General features: G+C 30.6%; 20 protein-coding genes and 2 tRNA genes. 6 read left to right on the forward strand and 16 right to left on the reverse strand.

Translation table 11 applies throughout. The features are described 5' to 3' along the window. Nucleotides 1–28: 28 nt before the first annotated feature. Nucleotides 29–1,597, reverse strand: a complete 1,569-nt coding sequence (locus L0U72_RS01765; protein WP_233883943.1) for an NAD(P)/FAD-dependent oxidoreductase — start codon at nucleotides 1,595–1,597, stop codon at nucleotides 29–31. A 169-nt stretch (nucleotides 1,598–1,766) separates the two neighbouring features. Here L0U72_RS01765 and aat point away from each other — a divergent pair, with 169 nt between their 5' ends. Then, nucleotides 1,767–2,390, forward strand: coding sequence for a leucyl/phenylalanyl-tRNA--protein transferase (gene aat / locus L0U72_RS01770; protein WP_233898246.1), 624 nt, complete (start codon nucleotides 1,767–1,769; stop codon nucleotides 2,388–2,390). 15 nt (nucleotides 2,391–2,405) lie between these two features. Here aat and L0U72_RS01775 read toward each other — a convergent pair whose 3' ends face one another. The 4 genes from L0U72_RS01775 to L0U72_RS01790 all read right to left on the reverse strand — a co-directional run bounded on the left by L0U72_RS01775 (nucleotide 2,406) and on the right by L0U72_RS01790 (nucleotide 9,437). Then, a complete protein-coding gene (locus tag L0U72_RS01775) occupies nucleotides 2,406–2,735 on the reverse strand; it encodes a hypothetical protein (RefSeq protein WP_233896969.1) in 330 nt (109 codons plus the stop codon). Between the two features lie 116 nt (nucleotides 2,736–2,851). Continuing rightward, nucleotides 2,852–4,807 (reverse strand): CocE/NonD family hydrolase, encoded by a 1,956-nt coding sequence (locus tag L0U72_RS01780; protein ID WP_233898247.1) that lies wholly within the window; start codon nucleotides 4,805–4,807, stop codon nucleotides 2,852–2,854. Between the two features lie 267 nt (nucleotides 4,808–5,074). After that, the gene (locus tag L0U72_RS01785) at nucleotides 5,075–7,567 is read right to left on the reverse strand and encodes a zinc-dependent metalloprotease (RefSeq protein ID WP_233898248.1); all 2,493 of its coding nucleotides are present in this window, start codon (nucleotides 7,565–7,567) and stop codon (nucleotides 5,075–5,077) included. Between the two features lie 10 nt (nucleotides 7,568–7,577). Further along, nucleotides 7,578–9,437 (reverse strand): M61 family metallopeptidase, encoded by a 1,860-nt coding sequence (locus L0U72_RS01790; protein ID WP_233898249.1) that lies wholly within the window; start codon nucleotides 9,435–9,437, stop codon nucleotides 7,578–7,580. Nucleotides 9,438–9,570: 133 nt separating this feature from the next. Between L0U72_RS01790 and L0U72_RS01795 the strand changes: the two genes are divergently transcribed. After that, complete coding sequence (locus tag L0U72_RS01795) at nucleotides 9,571–11,706, forward strand: YgiQ family radical SAM protein (RefSeq protein WP_233898250.1); 2,136 nt, start codon at nucleotides 9,571–9,573, stop codon at nucleotides 11,704–11,706. Between the two features lie 310 nt (nucleotides 11,707–12,016). Next, nucleotides 12,017–12,844, forward strand: coding sequence for a GIN domain-containing protein (locus L0U72_RS01800; RefSeq protein ID WP_233898251.1), 828 nt, complete (start codon nucleotides 12,017–12,019; stop codon nucleotides 12,842–12,844). Between the two features lie 66 nt (nucleotides 12,845–12,910). Here the strand turns inward: L0U72_RS01800 and L0U72_RS01805 are convergent, their stop codons facing one another. The 4 genes from L0U72_RS01805 to L0U72_RS01820 all read right to left on the reverse strand — a co-directional run bounded on the left by L0U72_RS01805 (nucleotide 12,911) and on the right by L0U72_RS01820 (nucleotide 14,893). Next, nucleotides 12,911–13,336: a GNAT family N-acetyltransferase gene (locus L0U72_RS01805; RefSeq protein ID WP_233898252.1), complete on the reverse strand. Its 426-nt coding sequence runs from the start codon at nucleotides 13,334–13,336 to the stop codon at nucleotides 12,911–12,913. Beyond that, a complete protein-coding gene (locus L0U72_RS01810; protein ID WP_233898253.1) occupies nucleotides 13,333–14,418 on the reverse strand; it encodes a DUF6688 domain-containing protein in 1,086 nt (361 codons plus the stop codon). Before L0U72_RS01810 ends, L0U72_RS01805 begins: the two co-directional genes overlap by 4 nt. 93 nt (nucleotides 14,419–14,511) lie before the next feature. Next, nucleotides 14,512–14,596 (reverse strand) — tRNA-Ser (locus tag L0U72_RS01815). 212 nt (nucleotides 14,597–14,808) lie between these two features. Further along, nucleotides 14,809–14,893, reverse strand: a tRNA-Ser gene (locus L0U72_RS01820). A gap of 307 nt (nucleotides 14,894–15,200) precedes the next feature. Between L0U72_RS01820 and aroC the strand changes: the two genes are divergently transcribed. Further along, nucleotides 15,201–16,262, forward strand: coding sequence for a chorismate synthase (gene aroC, locus L0U72_RS01825; protein WP_233898254.1), 1,062 nt, complete (start codon nucleotides 15,201–15,203; stop codon nucleotides 16,260–16,262). 91 nt (nucleotides 16,263–16,353) lie between these two features. Here aroC and L0U72_RS01830 read toward each other — a convergent pair whose 3' ends face one another. From L0U72_RS01830 to L0U72_RS01860, 7 genes are all read right to left on the reverse strand, one after another. Further along, a complete protein-coding gene (locus L0U72_RS01830; RefSeq protein WP_233898255.1) occupies nucleotides 16,354–18,366 on the reverse strand; it encodes a protein-disulfide reductase DsbD family protein in 2,013 nt (670 codons plus the stop codon). 69 nt (nucleotides 18,367–18,435) lie between these two features. Further along, nucleotides 18,436–19,572 (reverse strand): YCF48-related protein, encoded by a 1,137-nt coding sequence (locus L0U72_RS01835; RefSeq protein WP_233898256.1) that lies wholly within the window; start codon nucleotides 19,570–19,572, stop codon nucleotides 18,436–18,438. 4 nt (nucleotides 19,573–19,576) lie between these two features. Further along, entirely contained in the window at nucleotides 19,577–20,896 is a 1,320-nt protein-coding gene (locus L0U72_RS01840) for a DUF3570 domain-containing protein (RefSeq protein WP_233898257.1), read from the reverse strand. A gap of 12 nt (nucleotides 20,897–20,908) precedes the next feature. Continuing rightward, a complete protein-coding gene (locus L0U72_RS01845) occupies nucleotides 20,909–21,130 on the reverse strand; it encodes a DUF4266 domain-containing protein (RefSeq protein WP_101907474.1) in 222 nt (73 codons plus the stop codon). Next, nucleotides 21,130–22,260: a WD40/YVTN/BNR-like repeat-containing protein gene (locus L0U72_RS01850; RefSeq protein WP_233898258.1), complete on the reverse strand. Its 1,131-nt coding sequence runs from the start codon at nucleotides 22,258–22,260 to the stop codon at nucleotides 21,130–21,132. Before L0U72_RS01850 ends, L0U72_RS01845 begins: the two co-directional genes overlap by 1 nt. Nucleotides 22,261–22,278: 18 nt before the next feature. Continuing rightward, nucleotides 22,279–23,256, reverse strand: a complete 978-nt coding sequence (locus tag L0U72_RS01855) for an FAD:protein FMN transferase (protein WP_233898259.1) — start codon at nucleotides 23,254–23,256, stop codon at nucleotides 22,279–22,281. Nucleotide 23,257: 1 nt separating this feature from the next. Further along, the gene (locus tag L0U72_RS01860; RefSeq protein ID WP_232119299.1) at nucleotides 23,258–23,689 is read right to left on the reverse strand and encodes a thioredoxin family protein; all 432 of its coding nucleotides are present in this window, start codon (nucleotides 23,687–23,689) and stop codon (nucleotides 23,258–23,260) included. A 259-nt stretch (nucleotides 23,690–23,948) separates the two neighbouring features. Between L0U72_RS01860 and L0U72_RS01865 the strand changes: the two genes are divergently transcribed. Further along, nucleotides 23,949–24,485, forward strand: coding sequence for a Crp/Fnr family transcriptional regulator (locus L0U72_RS01865; RefSeq protein ID WP_233898260.1), 537 nt, complete (start codon nucleotides 23,949–23,951; stop codon nucleotides 24,483–24,485). A 51-nt stretch (nucleotides 24,486–24,536) separates the two neighbouring features. After that, the gene (locus L0U72_RS01870) at nucleotides 24,537–25,082 is read left to right on the forward strand and encodes a DinB family protein (protein WP_233898261.1); all 546 of its coding nucleotides are present in this window, start codon (nucleotides 24,537–24,539) and stop codon (nucleotides 25,080–25,082) included. The last annotated feature ends 12 nt before the right edge of the window (nucleotides 25,083–25,094 follow it).

Genomic DNA, 25,094 nt, shown 5'->3' on the forward strand with positions numbered 1-25,094 from the left:
TACAGATAAATCAAACAAATATCGTTAATTATAAGTTAGCGATAGCGGCTTCAGCACAACGTTCTCCGTCCATTGCTGCCGATACGATTCCACCAGCATATCCGCCACCTTCTCCGCAAGGAAATAATCCTTGAATTTCAGGATGTTCTAGGTTTAATTTTCTAGGGATATTCACTGGCGATGAGGTACGAGATTCTACGCCAATAATATTTGCTTGTTCGGTATAATATCCGTTCATTTTTTTACCAAAAGCATCAAAACCTTTTCGCAATCTGCTTCCGATAAATTTTGGAAGTAGCGAGTGTAATGGTGCTGATGTTAAACCTGGTTGATACGAAGTTTCATTTAAGCTTGATGAGAATTTACCTTCTACAAAATCTGTTAAACGTTGTGCGGGAGCGGCTTGTGTTTTTCCGCCAGCATTAAAGGCTAATTTTTCTAAATCTTTTTGATATTGAAGTCCTTTTAGCGCACCATATTTTTCGTATTTATAAAGGTCTTTATCGATATTAATTTCAACAACAATTCCTGAATTAGCAAATTTGTTATTTCTACGAGAAGGTGACATTCCGTTTACTACAATTTCTCCGTTTGCAGTTGCTGCTGGTACAATAAATCCGCCAGGGCACATACAAAATGAATATACGCCTCTATCGTTTACTTGTTGCACCAAACTATATGCGGCGGGAGGTAATAATTCATCTCTTTGTCCTGAACAGCTGTATTGAATTTGGTCAATAATTTCCTGCGGATGCTCTACACGAACGCCCATTGCGAATGATTTTGCTTTTAATAGAATATTCTTTCGGTCAAGGAGTTCATAAATATCTCTTGCAGAATGTCCTGTTGCTAAAATCACTGAATTAACGGTCATTTCGTTTTCACTATTGCTTTTATTTTTTAATCGAATTGCTTGTATTTTACTACTTTTAATCACAAAATCGGTTACACGGGTATCAAAATGAATTTCGCCACCATATTTCAAAATATTTTCACGAATATTTTCAATAATTTTTGGCAGTTTATTAGTTCCGATATGTGGATGTGCATCAATTAAAATTTCTTCTGTAGCTCCATGATATACAAGGTTTTCGAATATTCTTCGAACATCGCCACGTTTTAAGCTTCGGGTATACAATTTTCCATCAGAATATGTTCCAGCACCACCTTCACCAAAACAGTAATTAGAATCTTCATTTACAAAATGCTCTTGATTAATAGCACGTAAATCTCTACGACGATCTTGCACATTTTTCCCACGTTCTAACACAATCGGTTTGTATCCTAATTCAATACAACGAAGTGCTGCATACATTCCCGCAGGGCCAAAACCAATAATATGAATTTCTTTGGCATTCGAAACGTCTTGATATTCAAAAACATATTCAGGTTTTTCTGGCAAATTTTCATTAATATATACGGCTACTTTGTAATTGAAAATAATTTCTTTTTTACGTGCATCAATAGATTTACGCAATACTTTTACCGTAGTTATCTCTGAAATAGCGATTCCTAATTTTCGAGAAGCTTTCTGTTTTAAAATATCAGTTTTCTTTTCTTCTATTAAATTAACGCGTAGTTGAAGTTCTTTTACCATTTTGCAAAATTATGCAAAATAATATAGATTTTAATAGATAGCTTCTTATTTTGACAAGTACTTGTTTAAAAAATAAGAAAATCATCTGAAGGTTCTTGTTTTTTGATTTTTACTGTTGATAACTACACTATATTTGTGGTGTTTATTAATATTTATAAGTGTTTTTTAGATGATTTGGTTACCTGAAGAAATAGTATTTCCGCCGTATGAATTTGCAAATGAAGAAGGTATTTTGGCATTTGGCGGCGATTTATCGGCAGAACGTTTGGAGTTTGCTTACAAAAATGGAATTTTTCCATGGTTTAATGAAGGCGAGCCAATTGTTTGGTATGCGCCACCACAGCGCATGGTTTTATTTCCTGATCAGGTGAGAGTTTCAAAATCGATGAAACAGGTTTTACGAAAAGAGAATTTTGTAATTACAGAAAATAAAGCATTTCGTGAGGTAATTTTTAATTGCCGTCATATTCACAGAGAAGACCAATTAGGAACTTGGATTACTGATGATATGGAAAATGCCTATATTAATTTACATGATAAAGGAATTGCAAAATCGATAGAAGTTTGGCAAGATGATATTTTAGTTGCAGGTTTGTATGGTGTCGATTTAAAAAATGGTGTTTTTTGTGGAGAAAGTATGTTTAGCAAAGCGAGTAATATGAGTAAAGTTGCGTTTATTCATTTGGCTAAAAACTGTGGATATAAATTAATAGATTGCCAAGTTCATAACGAACACCTAGAAAGTTTAGGTGCTCGTGAAATTGATAGAAGTGATTTTTTGGAGTTGTTGTAGTTATATTATAAAGGATTAAATAGTTTTTACTTGATTTGAAATTATATTTTCACATTTAACTAAAAAATCATTTTTAGTTAGTTTGGTTAAATTACTTACAATATCCCAATTAGTTTTTCTTCCTTTTAAACCTTGTGGTTTACCTGTTAATTTAGAAATATTAGGACTTGTATCAAAACCTTCTTCATCTAACATTGAAGTAATATTTTGTATTTTCATTTTTATAGAAGCTACTGAGCGGTTTGTTATTTTTTGAATATCAATTTCATCGATTTCTTTTTTTCCATATCTAGCGATATATGTACACAAAACAACTTCATCTTTAATATATAAATTTTTGGTCATAATTTTTTAGAAGCTAAGTTAATTAATAATTACCTACATAAAAACTAACTAAACAAAAAAACAAAACCTCGAAATAAATTACGAGGTTTGCTTAAAAAATGAGTGTTTTAAATTGATTATTCCAACACAGAAAACTCAATACTAGAGTCTGAAAAAACAGTATGTGTTTGTGTTTTAAAATCTTTTTTATCGGCTTTATAAATATTATCTACATAGGTTTGCGGATTCAAATCGATTAAAGGAAACCAGGTGCTTTGCACTTGAATTTGTAATTTATGTCCTTTTTTAAAGGTGTGAAAAACATCTTGTAATTTAATATTTACAGCTGTTTTTTTGTTTGGAGTAAACGGTTCAGGCTTTGAAAAACTGTTTCTAAAACGCCCACGCATCACCTCACTACGAACCATCATATGATAATTACTCAGCTTTAAATGCGTTTGCATATCTTTATTATCATTTTTGATATCCGAAGGATGCACATCAATAACTTTTACAACCCAATCAGCTGCTGAACCTGTGGTGGCTACTTTTAATTTTGCTAAAATATCTCCAGCTAAAGTGAAATCTTCAGTTAAAATATCCGTTTGAAAAACCAATACATCAGGTCTTCGTGCCGCAAAACGCTGATCGTCGGTCATGTATTTTCTTGGTGTGAAAACTGTTTTTATATCTTGTGAATAAGGAACAGGATGTTTAACATCACTTACAAATGTTGTTTTTGAATTCCCTTTTTTAGTTTTCTTTTTATCCGCAGTTAATTCTTGATTTTCTGATAAGAAAAATGACTGCTTTTTTGTGTTTTTTGGAGGCCAAACATCGTATGATTTCCATTGTTTTTTTCCTGAATCAAAAACATAAGCTTCTGGTAATCCACTATTTTTTGAACCGTTTCCTTTTAAGAAATGATTGAAAAACTTCGTTTCGATATTTTTCTGAAAATTAAGCGAAATAGAATCTCCAAAATAATAGTTTCCAACTTTATTGGCTACTTTATTTCGAGACCATCCGCCGTGATCCCAAGGACCAAAAACTAAGGTATTGTAATTATTTGGTTGATGTTTTTCAATATTTTTATAGGTTTCTAAAGGACCGTATAAATCTTCGGCATCAAACAATCCACCAACAATCATAGTTGCTACTGTTGAAGGAACTTTGTTTAAATGTTGAATAATTCCTTTGCTTTGCCAAACGCTATCGTAATTTGGGTGTTCTACGATTTCTTTCCAGAAAAAATCATCAATTTTGTTTTTATCGTTGCTAGTTTTAGAAGCAATTTTAGCATCTAATTTATCATATTGAAAATATTCGTTTAAATTTTTTAAAGGACCTTTGTCTAAAAAAAACTGATATTGGTCTTTTGTTTTCATCTTCGGAAAAGAATACCAAGAAGAATCTGTAGGTTGGTCTTTATAAGTTCCGAATAATGGAATCGCATTAAAATAACTTAGTAAAAATGCGCCATTATGATGAAAATCATCAAAAAAGAAATCGCCAATACAAGCCTGTGGCGAAGATGCTTTTAATGCAGGATGCGCATCAATTGTTGAAATAGTTGCATAATGCCCAGGATATGAAGTTCCCCAAGTTCCAACGTTTCCATTATTATTGGCGGTGTTTTTAACTAACCAATCAATCGTATCAAAAGTATCGCTAGTTTCATCGGTTTGTTTGGCTGTTTTATTAGGAATGTAAGCACGCATATTGTCGTAAACGCCTTCGCTCATCCAACGACCACGAACATCTTGATACACAATAATATTTCCTTCTTTCATTAAAATAGGATTAGGAGCTATTTTAGTTTTAAAAGTATCTTTTCCGTAAGGACGACAACTATACGGAGTTCGTTGTAATAAAATCGGATATGTTTTTGATGTGTCTTTTGGCGAGTAAATAGTGGTATGTAATTTTGCGCCATCTCTCATGGTAATTTTCACTTCTTTTTTAGTGAAGTTGTCTTTTACATAAGTACTTTTTACAGGTGTTTTTTCTTCGGATATTTTAGTCGTGCTTTTTGGCGTACAACTACTTATTACAAGTAGAAAAAATAAGGATAATTTAATAAATATTTTCATGCGGTTTGGTTATTTAGGAAGTAAATATAAATAAAAGAAGTTGTATTAAAACAGATTTTAAAAACCTGATTATATACAACTTCTATAAAATTGTTACTAAAAAATATAATTTACATTTTAAAATATTATATTTTTTTAAAGTGTAAAAATTTCTAGCCCCGATTGAAGCAATTGTTTGAGCTCTTTTTTATTTTTCTTTTCGAAAAAATAAAAAAAGCGAGTGCGGAAAGCGGGAAATTGCTTCAAATCATTTTTATTATTTTTAGTTTATTTAGGATCTAAAATTGTGTCGATTCTATCTAAAATATCTTGTAAATGATAACGAGAAATGTTGTTTTTAGCAACACTTAAAGCTCTTTTTGTATCTCTTTTTAAATGTTTTAATTCGCCTCTAACAACAGGTTTTATATCCGATTGGCTAATATTTACCGCCGTTTGTTTAAAATATCCTCCGTTATTTGTTCCTTTTTGATTTTTAGCTTTGTTTAATAAAAAATCTAAACGATCTAAATAGGCACGTTGTAAATTTCTACGATATGCATCAATGGATTTATTGGTGTATAGTTCGCTCCAAATTCCTTTGCGTAAATCTTGCATCATATTTACAAGCGTGTAAGATTTTGCTCCGTTTAAAGTTTCGTTTTCGATTAAACGTGCCATTCTACCCGTTTTTAAAATACGATTTAAGGTTCTTTCTTGCAATTCGCCAATACGTTTATCGGCTCCAGAAAATTGTACTTTATCAAAAATATTTTTATCTAATAACCAAGTTGGCGTTTCAAATAATTGCTCGTTTACAAATTTTAAAGCATTTTTTTGATGATTTTTAGGAACGTGTGTATATACAGCGCCATCTTGATTTGCAGTTTTGTAGTTTTCGTAAACACCACCAATATTAGAACTTACGTGTCCCATATATCGATTAAATTGCCATAACAATTGGGTGTACATGGTTTTTAATTCGTCGTAATTTTCGCCATCTTTAGTCGTCCATTTTTCTAAATTTGGTAAAATACGTTGTAGGTTTTTAATACCATAAGCACTTGCTTTTATAGCATCATCACCTAAATCTTCTGTTTGTGAACTCGGGTCGATAACATTTACAACTTGCTGATGTCCGAATCTATAAATAGGATTATCTGCTTTGTCAAGAATCCATTTATTTAAGGTTTTCTTTTCGTCTTTAGCCGATGTATTTACTATTGGACGGTATCCCCAACTGATGGCATATTTATCGTAAAGCCCAATATTTGGCATTAAAGCAACGCCTTTATCTTCAGGCTGCGCGATGTAATTAAAACGAGCATAATCCATAATTGAAGGTGCTGTTCCGTATTTTTTAGTAAAGCTTGCCGAACGTAAAGAGTCAACAGGATAGGCTACTGAACTTCCCATATTATGAGGCAATCCAAGGGTGTGCCCAACTTCGTGAGACGAAACAAAACGAATTAAACGCCCCATAGTTTCTTCTTTAAATTCCATGCTTCTAGCATCAGGATTTATAGCGGCAGTTTGAATAAAATACCAATCGTGCAGTAAAGTCATTACATTATGATACCAGTTAACATCCGATTCTAAAATTTCTCCAGAACGAGGGTCGCTTACATGAGGACCGTTGGCATTCGGAATTGGCGATGCTAAATAACGCACCACAGAATAACGTACATCTTCAGGGCTCCAATCAGGGTTTTCTTGCTTTGTAGGCGCATCTTTTGCGATAATTGCATTTTTAAAACCAGCGGCTTCAAAGGCTACTTGCCAATCATTTATTCCTTGTTTGATGTATTTACGCCATTGTTTTGGAGTGGCATCATCAATATAATAAACAATTTGTTTTTTAGGTTCAACCAATTCACCATTGTTGAATTTTTCAAGGTCTTGTTCTTTAACTTCTAAACGCCATCTGTCAAGATATTTTACTGATTTACTTTTTTGAGCGTCTAAACCGTAATCAGTTTGCGACCTGGCAAACCATCCTACACGCTGATCAAAATAACGGCGTTTCATTGGTTTTTTAGGTAATAAAATCATTGAATTACTCAATTCCATTGAAATAGCACCAACACTTTTATTAGCGGGTGCGGCGCTAGAAACGTAGGTTTTTACGTGTCGAACTTCAATATTTTTAGGATAACTGCTAATGCGTTCAATATAAGAGCGCTTTGCATCCATTTTAGAAATTTTGTATTCTTTTCTGCTTCTTTGAGGAAAACCAATCGCTTTTACATCGGTTTTAAATAAAGAAGAAACATCAATAACTGTTGCTGTTGAATCTTTGCTAAACGCTTTTATAGGAAAAGAGTATAAAATTGGCTCAAAGTTAGAGTTTACCACGGCTTTATGAACAGGAAGCAAGGTATCTGCTACGACATCATACGAAACAACTTTTAGTAAAATATTTTTTTGCTTTTTTTGCCAACGTAGTACTTGTGTGTTTTGTTTTCCGCCACCAAAACCGATACCGCTAGCTGTTTTAGCAATTCGAGTTACCATTAACATTTCACGATTAAGTAACGAATCAGGAATTTCGAACAAATACTCTTGCTCTTTTTGATGAACTTTAAATAATCCGTTATCCGTGATATGTTTTTTCGTAACGATTTTTTCGTATGGTTTTATAGCATCTTTATCAGGTTTTGGTTTTGCCGTGCTTATTTCTTTTTTATTCTTTTTCTTTTTGAACCATTGTGCATTTACTTCGGATGAAAAGCTTATAAAAACAACAATAAGAAGTAGTTTTGTGAGTGTTTTTTTTATCATAATGTTGAATTTAGTTTTTTAACCAAGCGTTTCTTAAAATTACTTTTTTGTTATCCGCAGATAATTTTTCAAGAACTAAACCAGTACTTTTAGTAGTTGGCTGTGTGTAATTTGCTGATAATTTTAAAAGTTTTCCGTTTCTAGTAACTTCCATCATTATTTTATCACCTTCTTTCCATTGCATTGTCTTTCCTAAAATAGGACGAATGTTTTCTAATGATATTTTTTTATTATTAACACTTTCTAAAACATCGCCAGCTTTAATACCTAAAGCGGTTAATGCTGAGTTTGTTCTGATGGTAAAAAATACTTTTTTATTACTATTTACAGAAATAAAAGGCTGTCCTTTTGAGTCGATAAAATAGGCTGAATTTTCTGTTTTTGTTTGGTTTTTAACCCCCACTTTTTCAAAATAAGTAGCGTAATTAATTGGCGTAGCTCCTTGTACATGATTTTTGAAAAATTCGCCAACCGAAGGGTAGGTCATTTTTACGATTTCAGCAATGATATTTTCATCTTTAAAAGCTTTATTTTTTCCGTATTTTTTAGATAAATCTAACATTATATTTCGAACTCCGTATGTTCCGTTGCTTTCTTCTCTTAAAATAATATCCAAACACATACCTATTAATGCACCTTTTTGATACACATTATTGTAGTTTTTAGCATATTTAGGTTCTAAAATGTTTTTACTCATTTTGGTAAAAGACATGGCATCGTTATAATTTAATGAAGAAGTAATTTTTGAATTCATTTCATTAATAAATTCATCCTCAGAAATTAAACCTTGATTCACCTGAAAAAGATTGGCAAAATATTCGGTCATTCCTTCGTACATCCATAAATGTTCCGACATTTTTGCTTGGTTAAAATCAAAAGAATGAATTTCTTCAGAATGAACCGATAACGGCGATACAATATGGAAAAATTCGTGGGATACTGTTCCGTTAATCATATTGCTTGCAAATTGTTCTTTGCTCATTGTTTCAGGATAGACTACCGTTGTAGAAGACCTATGTTCTAAAGCTCCGTATCCTTGAAATTTATACATTTCAGGATCAAATAAATAGACTAATACATTGTATTCGTTTGTAGTTTCAAAACCCTTTAAAAAGTTAGTTTGTGCGGTCATCATAGTTTTTAAAGCTTCCTTTAAATCGGTTGCTTTGTGCGTGTTGTTAGGCGAGTAAATAGCTAAATTCACTTCAATTCCGTTCACCGTAAAACTCACGTTATTAAGTGGCGCATACATAATTGGATTGTCTGAAATTTCATCATATCGAGGCGCTAAAAACACATCTTTACTGTTATCAGTTTTTGACGTATTTTTATTGATTAATGATGAGGTTTCATATAAATGAGTAGGATGCGTGATAGAAATCTCATAAGGCAATTCTTTTTTATCATTAAAATACCCAATAAAACCAGGTAAATTTAATAAGAAATTTTTTCCTTCTTCAATATTCGTACCCGCCATTACATAAATTTTATGGTCTTTTTTTGAATCAAAAGTATCATCAACCAAATACGATATTTTATCCATATTCTTAGCATTGTTAATTTGCCAAGAATTTTCGTTTAGTTTTTTAACTGATAATTCTTTTCCGTTATAATCAACTGCTTTAAATTGAGAAACAAATTTTCCGTAATTACTCATTGCATAGGTTCCAGGAACAATTGCAGGAATGTTATAAATTATTGTTTCTTTTTTTATTTTCTTCGGATTTATTACAATCATTATTTTATCATCAACAACGGTATTTAAATCAATATTTACAGCAATAGTTTGAGCCTTGTTTTGAACCGATTTATAGGTGGAACAACTTGCTAATAAGATTAAGGAAATAACTCCGAGTATAATTTTTTTCATAATAATTTTTTTATAGATTTAAATAATAGTGCATAAGTATTCATTATTACCCAAATGTTACACTATTGTAGCATATTTAACATCCTTTTAAGAATTGTAATATCAGTAAAAAACGTTGTACCTTTGCAGCGGCATGGGAATAAGACGAGTTTCAGATTGGTTACCGACTACAAATAAGGAGGTTAAGTTAAGAGGATGGGAAGAATTAGATGTAATTCTCTTCAGTGGAGATGCATATGTAGATCACCCATCATTTGGTCCGGCAGTAATAGGACGAATACTAGAAAGTTATGGTTTGCGAGTAGCAATTGTACCACAACCTAGTGTAAATGATAATTTACAAGATTTTGAGAAATTAGGAAAACCTCGTTTATTCTTTGGAGTAACGGGCGGATGTATGGATCCAATGGTGAGTAATTATACGGCTAGTAAACGCCGTAGAGATAAAGACGCATATACACCAAATGGTGATAAAGGGTTTCGACCTGATTATGCAACATCCGTATATTCAAAAATATTAAAAGAAAAATTCCCTGACACTCCAGTTTTAATTGGTGGTATCGAGGCTTCATTGCGTCGTGTTACGCATTATGATTATTGGTCAGATAAATTATTACCAACTATTTTAGAAACTTCTAAAGCAGATATGTTGGTGTACGGAATGGGAGAGCAACCTTTGCGAGAAATTGTAGAGTTGTTGCAAAAAGGGGTGCCGTTTTCGAGTTTAAAAACGATAAAACAAACCGCTGTTCTTATTGATGAGCATGAAGATGTTCCAAAGAATAAAAATTGGGAGGATGTAGAAATTAATTCTCACGAGGCTTGTTTGAAGGATAAAAAAACATTTGCATCGAACTTTAAAGTAATAGAGCAGGAGTCGAATAAATTATATGCACGTCGTATTTTTCAAAAGGTTGGGAATAAAAAACTAATGATTAATCCACCGTGTGCAACAATGACGGAAGGAGAAATTGATGCTTCTTTTGATTTGCCTTTTACACGATTACCGCATCCAAAATACGATAAACGTGGACCAATTCCTGCGTTTGAAATGATTAAATTTTCGATAAATATTCACCGTGGATGTTTTGGAGGATGTAGTTTTTGTACAATTTCTGCGCATCAAGGAAAATTTATTGCTAGTCGTAGTCAAGAATCGGTATTAAAAGAAGTCGATACCGTTACTAAAATGGATGACTTTAAAGGATATTTATCTGATATTGGTGGGCCATCTGCGAATATGTATCAGATGAAAGGAAAAGTGCAATCTATTTGTGATAAATGTGTGGCGCCTTCTTGTATTTCGCCAGTAATCTGTAGTAATTTAGATACTTCGCATAAACCATTAACAGACCTTTATAAAGCTGTTGATGCGCATCCGAAGATAAAAAAATCATTTATTGGAAGTGGAATTCGACATGATATGTTGGTTCCTGAATTCAATAAAAATGCAGACCCAAAAGAGTTAGATGCCTACACAGAAGAGGTAATGACGAATCATGTTTCTGGACGTTTAAAAGTAGCACCAGAACATACTTCTGATCCTGTTTTAAAATTAATGCGTAAACCTTCATTTAAATATTTTCATATGTTTAAAGAACGATTTGATCGCATTAACATCAAAAAGAAATTAAAATTACAACTAATTCCTTATTTTATCTCAAGCCACCCAGCGTGTGAAGATGAAGATATGGCTAATTTAGCTGCCGAAACAAAAGATTTAGGCTTTCAGTTGGAGCAAGTACAAGGTTTTACACCTACGCCAATGACTGTGGCTACCGTAATTTATTACAGCGGATATCATCCTTATACGTTAAAACCAACAAAAACACCGAAAACAGCCAAGGAAAAGGAAGATCAACATCGATTTTTCTTTTGGTATAAAAAAGAAAATAAAGATTGGATTCGTAATACGCTGAACAAAGTAGGACGAACAGATTTACTTAAAAAATTATTACCAGAAAATAATTCGTGGAAAAAGAATACAGGTGCAAAAGATACTAAAAATACCTTTGATGATGCCGTTCCTTTTAATAAGCGAAAAAGTAAAAATTACCGATCGCCAAAAACGGCTGTAAAAAATACAAGAGATACAAAAAGGACTAAAAATCAATTGGATGAAAAAGTGCCTTTTAATCAACGTAAAAATAAAAATTATAGAACCCCTAGCGTAAACGCAAAGGAAAGCCAAAATAACGGTGGTTCTAAAACGGAAGCGAAAGAAACTAAAAAATACAGCGCTCCTAAAAACAAAAAAAGGAGAAGGTAAATTTGTTTTTGAAAGCGTAAAAAATATTTAAAGTCAATATAAACCTAGTGTGTAAAAGCGCTAGGTTTTTTTTATGAGGATTAAGAGCCTGATTTACCGTGGTTATTCTCTTTTTAAGACGATTATTGTCAATTCGAGTGATTTTAATGACTAATAGGAATTGAGGGAAAAAAATCACTCGAACTGATAGTTTATTAAATTTTTAAAAAGTCGCTAAGCTAAATTAAGTGTATAACTAGTGACTTACTGATGGTTTAGGGGTCTTAAATATGGTTTTAATAACCGTTAACTATAATTTAAAATTAATACCATGAAAAAAATAATTTTAGTCGTATTTTCAGTAATGATTAGTACCGTATTACTTGCTCAGGATAAACAGAAAATTAAAGGAAATAAACAGGTAATAACAACGAGTAAATCTATTGATAAAGCGTTTTATAAAATTGAAATTGACGATGCTTTAGAGCTAAGTATAAATCAGGCTGCTAAAAACAGTTATGTATTAACTACGGATAAAAATTTACACGAAGTTATTAATTTTGTAGTAATAGACAGTGTTCTTAAAATTGCAACAACACATAAAATAGCAAGGAGTAAAAAACTTAAAATAGCATTAGATTTTGTAAAACTTGAAAAAATCACCTTAAAAAATGGTGCTAAAATAAAAGGAGAAGGAGTATTTAATTCAAAAGTAATGCATATTGATAGTTATAATTTAAGTGAGTTTGAATTAGATATAAAAGCGGAAGAAGTTACTGTAAATATGCTTGGAAAATCAAAGGGGGCGTTAAAAATAAAAGCAACGAACACCACTTTTTTAATGTCGGATAAAGCAAGGCTAGAGGCTCATGTTTTAGCCGATAATGTTACCGCTAAATTAATGAATTCAGCCGATTTAAGTTTAGAAGGAGAAGCTAAAAAAGCAAGCTTTAGTTTAAAAGAAGCTGCTGATATGAAAGCAAAGGAAATGAAAATTTCTGAGCTAGATGTATATACTTCAGGGAGTGCAGATGCTTCTATATATGCAGGAAAAAATTTAATTTTATATGCTCAGGATAAGAGTAAAATACAAATATATGGAGAACCTAAAATAGCAATAAAAGGTTTTAAAGGTAGTGCTAAACTTTTTAAGAAGTAACATAACAAATTTATCATTATTTGAAAAAGCTATATTACATAAGTAATGTAGCTTTTTTTATGCATTTTAATTACAAAAATATCTTTCCATAATAACATATTCAATCCCATCTTTTTCAAATTTATTATTTGTTGCTTTTAAATTGAATTTTTCATAAAATTTTGATTTTTCTACCCTAGCATTACACCATATTTTTTTGATGCCTTCTTCCTTTGTAAAATCTATAACTTTATTTAATAGTATTGTTCCGTATCCAAGTCCTTGGAATTCTGTTAAAGTTGCAAATTTTCGAAATTGAGCTTCATTATTGGCTATAAACAACGAAATTACAGCAGTTATTTCATCATTTACAAACAAACCAAAATGTGTTCCGTTTTCATCGTTAGGTAATTTAACATAGGCAATAGGTTTATTTGCCCACATTGCTTTATGACGAATTTCAAGTGTTTTAGTTGCGGTAATTTGTTTTATTTCTATTGCTGTATTTTTCAATTTTTATATTGTCTTTTGATTAGTTCTTCTGGCTTCGTGCAAAATAAATATAGGAAAATAATAAATAACCATTCCAGAGGTTTCATTAGTATATAAGTTACATCAGATTTGAAAGGCGTGTTTATAACTTTGGATAAATTATAGCCATAAGTATCATAATTTTTACGAATAAAATTATGTGTTTTCGGGTAGTTAACTTGAATAATATCTTCAAAAGCATTTGCAATCATTAATTGCCTATTTATTACAATTGGTTTTCCGTGTCTTTTTCCTATTCTTATCGGTTTTACAATACTTGGGTTTCCTCGTGCTGCAACAGTACATAAATAATGCCCTTTATGATCTAATGCTGGTGGGTGTGATTGTTGTGAAAAACGCCAAGTTGTGGTATCAGTAAATACTTTTATCATGCTATCAGAGTCTTGTCCGAATAGCATTAAAATGATGGTTATTATAAAAAAAACAGGAAAAATTAATAGTAAAATAATTAATGGATACGATTTTATTTTGAAAAGTATTTTATGTAAATAATTTAGCGTGGGGTTTTGGTATTGATACTCATTAAAATGATTAGCAATAATATTAAAGCTTTTAGCTAATATGTAAATAGCACTAATACTAGATATTAGCGGATAAAATAAAAACAAGGTTATTGTATTATGATTTGTTGAGGTATTAATAAGCGGGTCGTAATTGAATTCAAACATATCATTTGAATACGATGTTTGAAGGATGATAAAAATATTTAAAATAATACCAATAACTACAAAAACACTTGTAATAGCCCAAGTAAGTGGTGGTAGTGTTTTACTTTTTTTCCAAATTAAAATTTTAGAAACAACATATAATATATAAAAGACAAAAACAGTGAGCATATGTTTTTGCCCAAGAGGAGTGTAGCCTCCATCCATTGGGTCTATGGCTATGTTGTATTCAGCGCTAATTAGCAAACAAAACAGAAAAGGAATAAAAGCAATTAAATGAATGATAGCAGTAATAATACTACCTGCTGATGCTTTTAATTTAATAGCAAAAAATAGAGATATTATAAATAATAAGAAAATAATCAGTAAAAAGGACATAATATATTTGGCTTTATATAATATGAGCTAAGCTAAGTTATTAAAAATAAAAGAGCATAAAAAAAACCGAAACAACTAAATGTTCCGGTTTTGCGGAGAAAGAGGGATTCGAACCCCCGGTACCTTGCAGTACAACGGTTTTCAAGACCGCCGCATTCGACCACTCTGCCATTTCTCCAGACAGACATTCAAAATAAATCTGAATGCGGTTGCAAATATATAACTTTTTTAGATATTAAATGTTTTATTAACGTTTTTATTTTAAAATATTTTAGATAATATTACTTTCGTGATTCGTTCTATTTTTAAAGTAATGCGTAAAAATATATTACTTTTTTTTCATAAAAATCAGCACAAAAAAAACCGAAACAACTAAATGTTTCGGTTTTGCGGAGAAAGAGGGATTCGAACCCCCGGTACCTTGCAGTACAACGGTTTTCAAGACCGCCGCATTCGACCACTCTGCCATTTCTCCAGACAGACATTTAAATAAATCTAAATGCGGTTGCAAATTTACAATCTTTTTTCAGTTCTGAAAAATAAAAAACCTATTATTTTTATTGAAATGTTTATTATTTGATTTTTTATAGTGTATTTTTTTAGGTATCAGTAAGTTATATTTTAAATAATTTTTGAAGCGTTAAAAAATAAGTGTTTTTAAATTTATAGCAATACACAAAAGGTAGTATTACTGTTATATTTATACATACTTAATTAGTTTTTACATTTTTCATTAAGAGAATTATAATTTTTAAATTACTTTCGTTTTAAAATTAAGAAGCATGTTTAATTCATTTGGAAATATATTAAAAGTAACCACTTTTGGTGAATCGCACGGAACGGCAATAGGTGGCGTTATTGATGGTTTTCCTGCAGGAATGGAGGTCGATTTTGAGGCTATTCAACAAGAATTAGACCGTCGTAAACCTGGGCAATCTAAAATTGTAACTCAGCGTAAAGAACCTGATACTGTTGAATTTTTATCAGGAATTTTTGAAGGAAAAACAACAGGTACTTCTATTGGTTTTATGATTAAAAATACCAATCAGAAAAGTAAAGATTATAATCATAATACCAACATATATCGTCCGTCACACGCCGATTATACATATGATAAAAAATACGGAATTAGAGATTATAGAGGTGGAGGACGTACTTCGGCACGTGAAACTGCAAATTGGGTAGTTGCTGGAGCATTAGCAAAACAACTGATAAAACATATTACTATTGATGCATTTACATCATCAGTAGGTGATATTTTTATTGATAAACCATATCAAGAGTTAGATTTTTCTAAAATTGAAAGTAATATTGTTCGTTGTCCTGATGAAAAATCAGCAGAGATAATGATTGCTAAAATTCATGAAATCCGAAAAGCTGGTGATACCATTGGCGGAACAATAACTTGTGTTATTCAAAATATGCCTGTTGGATTAGGAGAACCTATTTTTCATAAATTACACGCCGAATTAGGAAAAGCAATGCTTTCAATAAATGCTGTAAAAGGTTTTGAATTTGGTAGCGGATTTTGTGGTGCTAAAATGAAAGGTTCTGAACATAACGATGTTTTTAATCAAGATGGAACAACAGAATCTAATTTATCAGGAGGAATTCAAGGAGGAATTTCAAACGGAATGGACGTGTATTTTCGTGTAGCTTTTAAACCTGTGGCTACGATTATGACAAATCAGCAAACTATAAATTCTGATGGTGAATTAACTGAGATTCAAGGAAAAGGTCGTCACGACCCTTGTGTTGTACCAAGAGCTGTACCAATTGTAGAGGCGTTATCTGCGTTGGTTTTAGCTGATTTTTATTTAATAGATAAAATGCGTAAAATATAGTTGATATAAATTGATACTAAAAAAAACCACAAGATTATCTTGTGGTTTTTTGTTGTTATAAATAATAGTTTGGTTAGAAGATTTTTAAATTTTAATCAGTATTTTTTTTAGTTAAAAAACTTACAAATTCATTAACATCACTTGTATAGCCAATTTTACTGATAGCTTTATCAGTAAGAGGATTATAAGTAACATAGAGCGGTTGAGAAACTTCATTAAATAATGATTTTTCTAAAAATAAATTCTTTTCACCTACTGTGGTAATATCATAGCCTGCTAAATCTTTTAAATGGTCTTTTTTAGGCAATTCGTGTTTATCATCAACATATAATGATACAACTATATAGTTACTTTCAATTTCAGATTTTACGTTAGGTTGTACCCAAATAGTATCTTCCATTTTTCGGCAGTTAGCGCATCCATGCCCTGTAAAATCAATTAAAAGCATTTTGCCTTGTTTTTTAGCACATTTTTTGGCTTGTTCTAAATCGAAATATCCATTAAAACCTGCGGGTGAATGTAAATAACTAGAATATAAAGGAGTTTCACATAAATTATTTTTACTAGCTGTTGTGTTATAATTATTAACTTTAGGAGGTATTAAACCACTCAAAGCATTTACGGGTCTATCAAAAATACCAGTTATAAAATAAATAGTGCTAAATAAAATAAAAGTAGCCATTAAAAACCTACCTACGGATAATTTTATAGGCGTATCATCATCATGAGAAAATTTAATAAAACCTAATAAATAAAAGGCTAAAAGCAAACTAAGTACTGCCCATATGGTTAAAAAAGTACTTCTATCTAAAAATCCCCAGCCATAAACTAAATCAATATTACTTAAAAATTTAAGCGATAAACCTAATTCTAATATTCCGAAAAATACTTTAATTGTATTCATCCAAGCACCAGATTTAGGTAATTTAGATAATAATTGAGGTGTTAATGCTAACAATACAAAAGGTAAGGCAAAACCAATAGAATACGAAAGCATCCCTAGAAAAGGTTTTATACTAATACCTCCTTTTGAAGAAAGAATAAGAATACTACTGATAAAAGGTCCTGTACATGAAAAAGAAACAATAATAAGAGTAAGTGCCATAAAGAAAAGTCCTAAATAACCTCCTTTTTCCGATAAATTATCAGCTTTATTTGCCCATTTATACGGAAGTTTTAATTCGAAAGCTCCTAAGAAAGACAATCCAAAAAGTACGAATACTAAAAAGAACAAAATATTTGGTAACCAATGCGTACTTATCCAATTATTTACACGGTCACTACCTAAAAGAAGACTTGGTAAAATAGCAAGTGCGGTATAAATAATAACAATGCTTAAACCGTATATAAATGCTTTTTTTATGGTTTCTAACCTGCTTTTATTTCCTTTTGAAAAATAACTTACCGTCATTGGCATTAGTGGAAATATACAAGGCATAAAAACCGTTAACAATCCTGCCATAAAAGCGGTAAGTAAGTACAATATCCAAGATTTTTTCTGTTCTTTTTTTGATGATTTTTCTTCTGATGATACAACTTTATCAATTACTGATTTAGAAGCCGTTTTTTTAGAGATAACGCCACTTTCTATTTTATCAATAGGATTTCCTATAACTATTTTCCCATACTTTTTACCAGGGATACAACTATCATTTGTTTTACAGGTAAAATATTTTAGTTTATAATTTAATAGTTGATTGTTTTTAGTGATTACTATTTTTTGACTAAGCAGTACTTCTTTGTCAAAAATTATCATATTACAATTCCAGTCTTTATCTAATTTAGGATGTGCTCCAATAGATTGTAAATTTCCGATGGTTTTAAAACCTTTTCCTGTCAATTTTAAGGTGGTAGGAATAGGACCTTGACTACACGAAAAACCCGTAGCATACATATAAAAATCATTTTTCATAGTTGCTTTAAAAACCAAATTTAAAGTATCACCAACTTTACTATTAGTAAATTTTAAATTAGTTGTTTTCCACTGAATAGGTAATTTAATGGGGGATTTAATAGAAGATTGAATAGGGGAGTTGTTGGCTATAAGATTTATAGTTGATATAAAACAAATCCCTATTAATAAAACGTATTTTAATAATTTCATATTGATTATATAAAAAAAATCTGATAACTTTTAAGGTAAAAGTTATCAGATTTAATGATTGTTTTTTTATTATTCAGCTAAATTTACTTTAAGGATAATTCCATCATCACCTACAAAATAACCGATTTTACCCGTAGGAAATTCTAAATCGTTTAAATCAGATTCTCTGTTTGTTTTTGTCAATTCATTACTCCAAGTAGTTCCTTGGTCATAAGTCGCAAAAACCTGTCCTAAATGCCCACAAACCCATAGGTTTCCAGCATCAGAAGCATATAAACCATTAAAGTAAAAGACAGAATGATAGGTGTCTGTTTTATCTTGATAAGTAGTTGTTCCGTCTGAATTTAAAGTGATTTTAAAGACCATTGCCTTATCTTCATTAGGAGCACTATCTCCACCACCAACAATATATCCTTCGGTATCATTAAAAAATGTTACTCGTTTAAAGGCTCTATCTTTTGGAGCGGTAATGTCTTTAGTCCAAGTATTACCAGCATTTAAACTGATGTAAACATTTCCTTGAGTACCTATGGCAACAACGGTGTTTTGGGTAACATAAGTAATGTCTGATATTCCAAGTGAGCCATCTCTATCTCCGTGATGCCCGTAAGCTTTCACATCTGAAAGTACTAATTTCCAAGTTAAACCAGCATCGGTTGTTTTGTAAACTTCGCCATTTTCATTTCTAATAACGGATAATAAACCCGTAGTTTCATTTTGAAATTTAAGCGATTTTATAAACGTTTTTTCTTTATCAAAAAAATTTATAGTATTCCAAGTTTCACCACCATCTTCTGTTTTTAAAAAGATATTTCCAGTGGCTCTAAAACGAAGTCTACCTCTTCGGATGTATTCTTCGCCTAAATCACCAGTGATAAATCCTTTTAAATCATTGACAAAAGTTACTTTGTTAAAACGTACTTTTATTTTATCATCAGCAGTTTTAAAAGGAATTGTTTTTATCCAATTTAAACCACCATCAGAAGTTGTTAAATAATCTTCACCTCCAACAACGACTCCTTTTGAGGCATCAAAAAAATGCACATCTTTTAAATCGGATGTTGTACCAGAATGCAAGGTGTTTATATACGTATCATCAGTAGGATTAATAATGGCTGTTTCAGGAGTTACTTCTACACAAGAAGTTAAAAATAGCATTGAAAATACTCCAGCTATTAGTGCGCCGTTTTTTATATATGTAATCATGATTTTATTTATTTTTTTTCTTTAAAAAATTAGAAAATTCAAAACTTGCCCCTACAGAAACTGAATTGGCAGATAAACCATCACTTCTTAAATATTTTGTATATCTTACATCGATTGATTTTATCCCAAGAAATTGTTTAAAAGGAACAATTCTGGCAGATGCTCCAAATTTATTTGAATACAAATTAGATAAATCAAAATCACTTGTGTAATATTCATCAGATAATTCATGCTGTCCGTACCCTGCAAAATAATCAGCCGAAGTTTGTGTATGAAATTTATAAAAAGGCATTACAGAAACCCAAGGTTTAATTTTAATAGGTGCATCAACGCCTAGTGTAAGCGAGTTAACGCCCCAATTATCAGCATATAATCTAGCACTTGTTCTAACAATAAGTAGTTTGTTAACAAAATAATTGTACCTACCGTAAACAGCTAATTTTAATCGTTCATTGGGTAATTTTTCAACAGCGACTGTTTTGGCATATTCATCTTGAATACCATCTCTAAAATAGACTCTGTAAAAAGGTGTAGAAAGTAGTCCGCTTTGATATATTCCATCAACACCAACTAAGGCATTCATACGTTTATTGATATTAAAAGCATAATTAACTCCTAAAGCACTTGTTAATCTGTCATCAACATTATAAGTGTTGCCATCTTTAGTAACTTGTTCGCCATCTGTAAGTTGAATAACATCAGCATTTACACCTATTTTAGTTCCTTTATCAGAAGCACCAGTTTGAGCATCAATAGTAGCGGTTGGTCTAAATTCACCAGGATATATTAAGAGCCATTTATCCATAATTAAGTTAGACTTAAAGGTAAATGTAGATAAGTTTTTAGGGTTTTTATACGAACCTGATAAACCAAAAGTTTTAGATTTTACATCATATTCTTCTGAATAACCAAAAAGTGGTGTTATTTTAAAATCATTGATTGAAAGGTCAATGCTAACATCGCCATATTTTCTTGTTTCATCAACACTAACTCCGCTGTTACCTGAACTTGCTGAGGTTTGATATTTATCAATTAATAAATAGGATGCAGAAGTAAAATAATCAACTCCAGCATTAAATTTTGCATCTATAATTTTTGATACAGGTACAAATATTTTTGCTTCTCGAGTATAACTATGTAATTCTTGTGAGCCAATACCACCATTAGGAGCACCTCTTTCGCCATCCTGCCCGTAGTAATTACCAAGCAAACTAACTTTAATATTTTTATCTTCTTGTTGATTAACAGTAGAAGTGTTTTGAGCAAAACCAATACAGGCAGATAAAACTAAAGCGAATGTTAATTTTTTATTTATTTTCGTCATTTTCTTTAATTTTTAATTACAGCCACAGCCTCCGCCAACTTTACCACCTTCACCACCTGAAACACCTTCTCTATAACTAAAACCTGAAGAAGATAAACTTTCAATAGAAAGCGGTCCTTGTTCCATATAATAATCACTTACAAATTGAGATTGATATGCTTTTACAGAAGTACAGGAAGACATACCTGCTAATATTGCTGTAAATAGTATTAATTTATATAGTATATTTTTCATTATTGTTGTGTTAAATTTTCTGTTGATGAATCTTCTATTTTAATAATTTGTCCTGCATTACCTACAAATATTCCTATTTGAGGATTGATAAATGCACAGCTTCTAAGAATATAGGTACTTTCTGTTGGTGCTATTTCTTTACCCCAATAATTACCGCCATTACTTGTTTTATAGATGTAACCATGCTCTCCAACACACCAGCCAACATCTTCAGTAATAAAGTGCATGCCTCTAAAAGAACGTGTATTGGCTATATTTGTAAGGTCTTGATAAGTTCCATCTTTGTAAATTTTAGATACCGAACCATTTTTACCACAAGTAATAAGAACCGAGTTGTTGATGTAGTTTAAATCATAAATATCATTGATGTTTCCTGTATTTACATATTTCCAGTTATTTCCTGCATCTATAGATTTAAAAACAATTCCATCTCTTCCAGCAGTATATATTTCGTTTTCAGAAACAACTTTTAAACGATATAATCGGGCATTTGAAAGCGTACCAGTATTTTCACTTGGTTCACGGTCTGGATATAGTTTTGCATAATTTTTTACACAAGCTTCTCGCATGCCTAGTGTATCAATTTTGGTTATTAAATTCCAAGTAGCACCTGTATCTGTCGATTTAAAAATTTGACCTTTATAACCAACCATAAATCCTGTAGTACTATTGGTAAAAGCAACATCATACATTCTGTCAATATCTCCACCGTTAACGATAGCTTCATTCCAAGAAGTTGCTCCATCAGTAGTTTTGTAAATAGTAATTTTATTTTTGGTGTTGCTTCCTACTAAAAAACCTGTTTTTTCATTGTTAAACCAAACAGAATTCCAGTCATAAACTTTTGAATCAACAAGTGGCGTATTTAAAGAAGCCCAAGTTTCACCGCTATCACTTGTTTTTAATAGAGTACCCGCCTGACCTGTTATATATCCTATTTTATTCCCTTTTAAAAACTGAATTCTTTCGAGTCTTTCTTGGGTGTTACTTACTATTTTTGTTATTTTAATTTCTTCTATAAGTGGTTTGTTATCGGTGTTTTCTGTACACGAATAACTTATTACAGCCAAGAGAAATAGGGCAATAGTGTTCCTTAGAAGATAAAATCTTCTTTCATTTTTAATAGTCATTGTATGATTTAATTTAGATTAAACTACTGCTTTTTGGTTTGCAGTATTTGGATAAGATATTTCTACTTTAAAGTTTTTTGAAAAATGTTTTTTTTCATTGTCATCAATAATAAAACACCTGATATCGAAAAATTGATTCACAAAATCAAGTCCTTTTTTTACGCCTTTAAGAAAAATTGTGGTAGCAATAGCATCACATAATTCTGCATCAGGGCTTAATACGGTTACACTTTTTATGCCTTCAACAGGATACCCTGTTTTAGGATGAATAATGTGCGAATACCGTTTTCCATCAATAATAGCAAAACGTTCATAGTTTCCAGAAGTAGCAATAGATTCATTTTGAATAGGAAGCCAAGCGATATTTTTCACTTCTTTATTGGGGTCAGCAACGCCAATATTCCAAAAACCACCTTCACGTATGCTTTGCCCCCACGAGGTCATATCTCCACCAGCACTTATAAGTCCTGATTTTATACCAGCCTTTTGTAAAAGGTCTTTCATTTTTGTAGCGATAAAACCTTTACCAATAGCACCAAGTTCTATTTTTGTACCTTTATTATTGATGAAAATATGCTGATTTTCATCATTTAATTCAATAAATTTATAGTTGATGTTTCTAACAGATTTTTGAATTTTTTCGGCACTTGGTTTTTCAGTTAATGGCTTATCGAAATACCAAATTTTATCGATAGAAGCAAAGGTAATATCAAATAAACCATTTGTTATTTCAGATAAATAAACACCTCTTTTAATTAATTGAAACAACTCATCACAAACTTTTACAGGTGCTATTCCTGCCATTTTATTTACTTTATAAAGTGTTGTGTTTTCATCCCAAGCAGAAATAATTTGTATTAATCGTTGTGCTTCGGCATAGGCTTCTTCAATTAATTTATTAGCTTTATTTTCTTTATTATTGGGCATTACGATATGAACATCTAAAGTAGATTTCATTGAATCGATAGATTTAGAAAAAACTTTTAATTGTTCCATTTTATCTATTATCTTTTAAAGCTTTTAAAGTTTTATCAGCACTTGTATTCATGTTTATAACTTTTTTAATAGTTAAGTTTTTATCAGTAATAACTAATAGCGGAAATACGCCTTGATTATTTAATTTTTCAGCGAGTGCATTATTTAGCGTTTCTAATTCTTCTGATAATTCGGTTCTTTGTGGAAAATCAGCTAGATGATACACATAATCTGTTTCAATTGATTTTTTAATTTCAGGAGTATTTAAAACCTCTTTTTTAAACTTATTACAGTTAGCACACCAATCACTTCCAGAAAAATAGACTATGATATTTTTATTTTGAGCTTTAGCAGTATCGCATAATGATTTGTAAGGTAATTTATTTCTTGTATTGAATGATAAAATAGTTGTTATTGAAAGTATAATTCCGATAAATAGTATAATTCTCTTCATTAAGTTTATTTAGATTTAATATTGATAATATATTTTCTGCGAAAGTATTAATCATTTTGATAAATAAAAAGAAAAAACATAAATTATTCTTATTAAGATTTAATAAGTTTAACTTGTTGTTGTGATTATTATAATAAATAGCTTTTTTTTGAAGAAATAAATTAACATATTTATAAAAAACAATAATATTTATTAATAATTTTGATTATTATTGAGTAGAAGTATAATTGAATATAAAAGTATCTAATCGCTATATTTTATGAGTTCATACAAGTGTTTTTTAGAAAAATTAGAAGATGAATGGGATAAAGAAATAACACTTAAAAGAAATGATTTTCTTATAAATAAGGGAGATTTAAATACCAATTTGTATTTAGTAAAAGAAGGAAGTTTACGAGTTTTTATAGAGGATGATAATGAAGAACACACCATTAGATTTGGATATAAAGAATCTATAATTACGGCATTTGATTGTTTTTTAACTGAAAAACCAACTTCTTTTTACATACAAGCACTTAAAAAATGTGAGTTGAAAGTAATTTCTAAAATAAATTACATGCGTTTTGTGAATTCTAAAAAGGAATATCAGGATCTTTGGAACGTTTTTTTAAATGATTTTATGTATCAACAAATAGAAAGAGAAATAGATTTAATTACTTATTCTCCACAAAAACGTTTTAATAGGATTTTTAAAAGAAGTCCAAAATTATTTCAAGAAATACCTCAAAAATATATTGCTTCTTATTTAAGAATGGCTCCAGAAACATTGTCTAGAATATTAAAAAATCTTGATTAGTATCAATATTTATTTTTATAAAAAAGCTCATATTTGAATTAAATTTCAAACATGAGCTTTTTTAATACCAAAGAATTATTATCAGAATTAAAACAAACTGTAGTTTCTCATATCAATTATGCAGAATCTTTAAAAAATAATACTACGGAAGAGTTACAATATAAAAAAACAGCAAAACCATGGTCTATTTTAGAATGTTTAGAGCATTTGAATTTATATGCAGAATTCTATAATAATGAAATTAGAAAAAGAATAGAAAAGTCTAAATATCAAAAATCGACAGTTTTTAAATCGGGATATTTAGGAAATAAATTTGCTTTAGATATGTTACCTAAAGAAGGAATGAAAACAATGAATACCTTTAAAAGTAAGAATCCTATTTATTCAAAATTAGATAAAAAAGTTGTTTTAGAACGTTTTATTACACTTCAAAAAGAGTTATTAAAATTACTTGAGTTATCAGAAGATAAAAATTTGACAAAGGTAAAAACTTCTACAACATTACCTATTTTAAAATTTAGGTTAGGGGATACTTTTCGATTTGTAATTAATCATAATCAACGACATATTATACAAGCAAAGAATATTTGTAAATAAAAAAAGCTCGAG

It is taken from the genome of Tenacibaculum piscium, assembly GCF_021390755.1.
GTDB classification, from domain to species: Bacteria; Bacteroidota; Bacteroidia; order Flavobacteriales; family Flavobacteriaceae; genus Polaribacter; species Polaribacter piscius.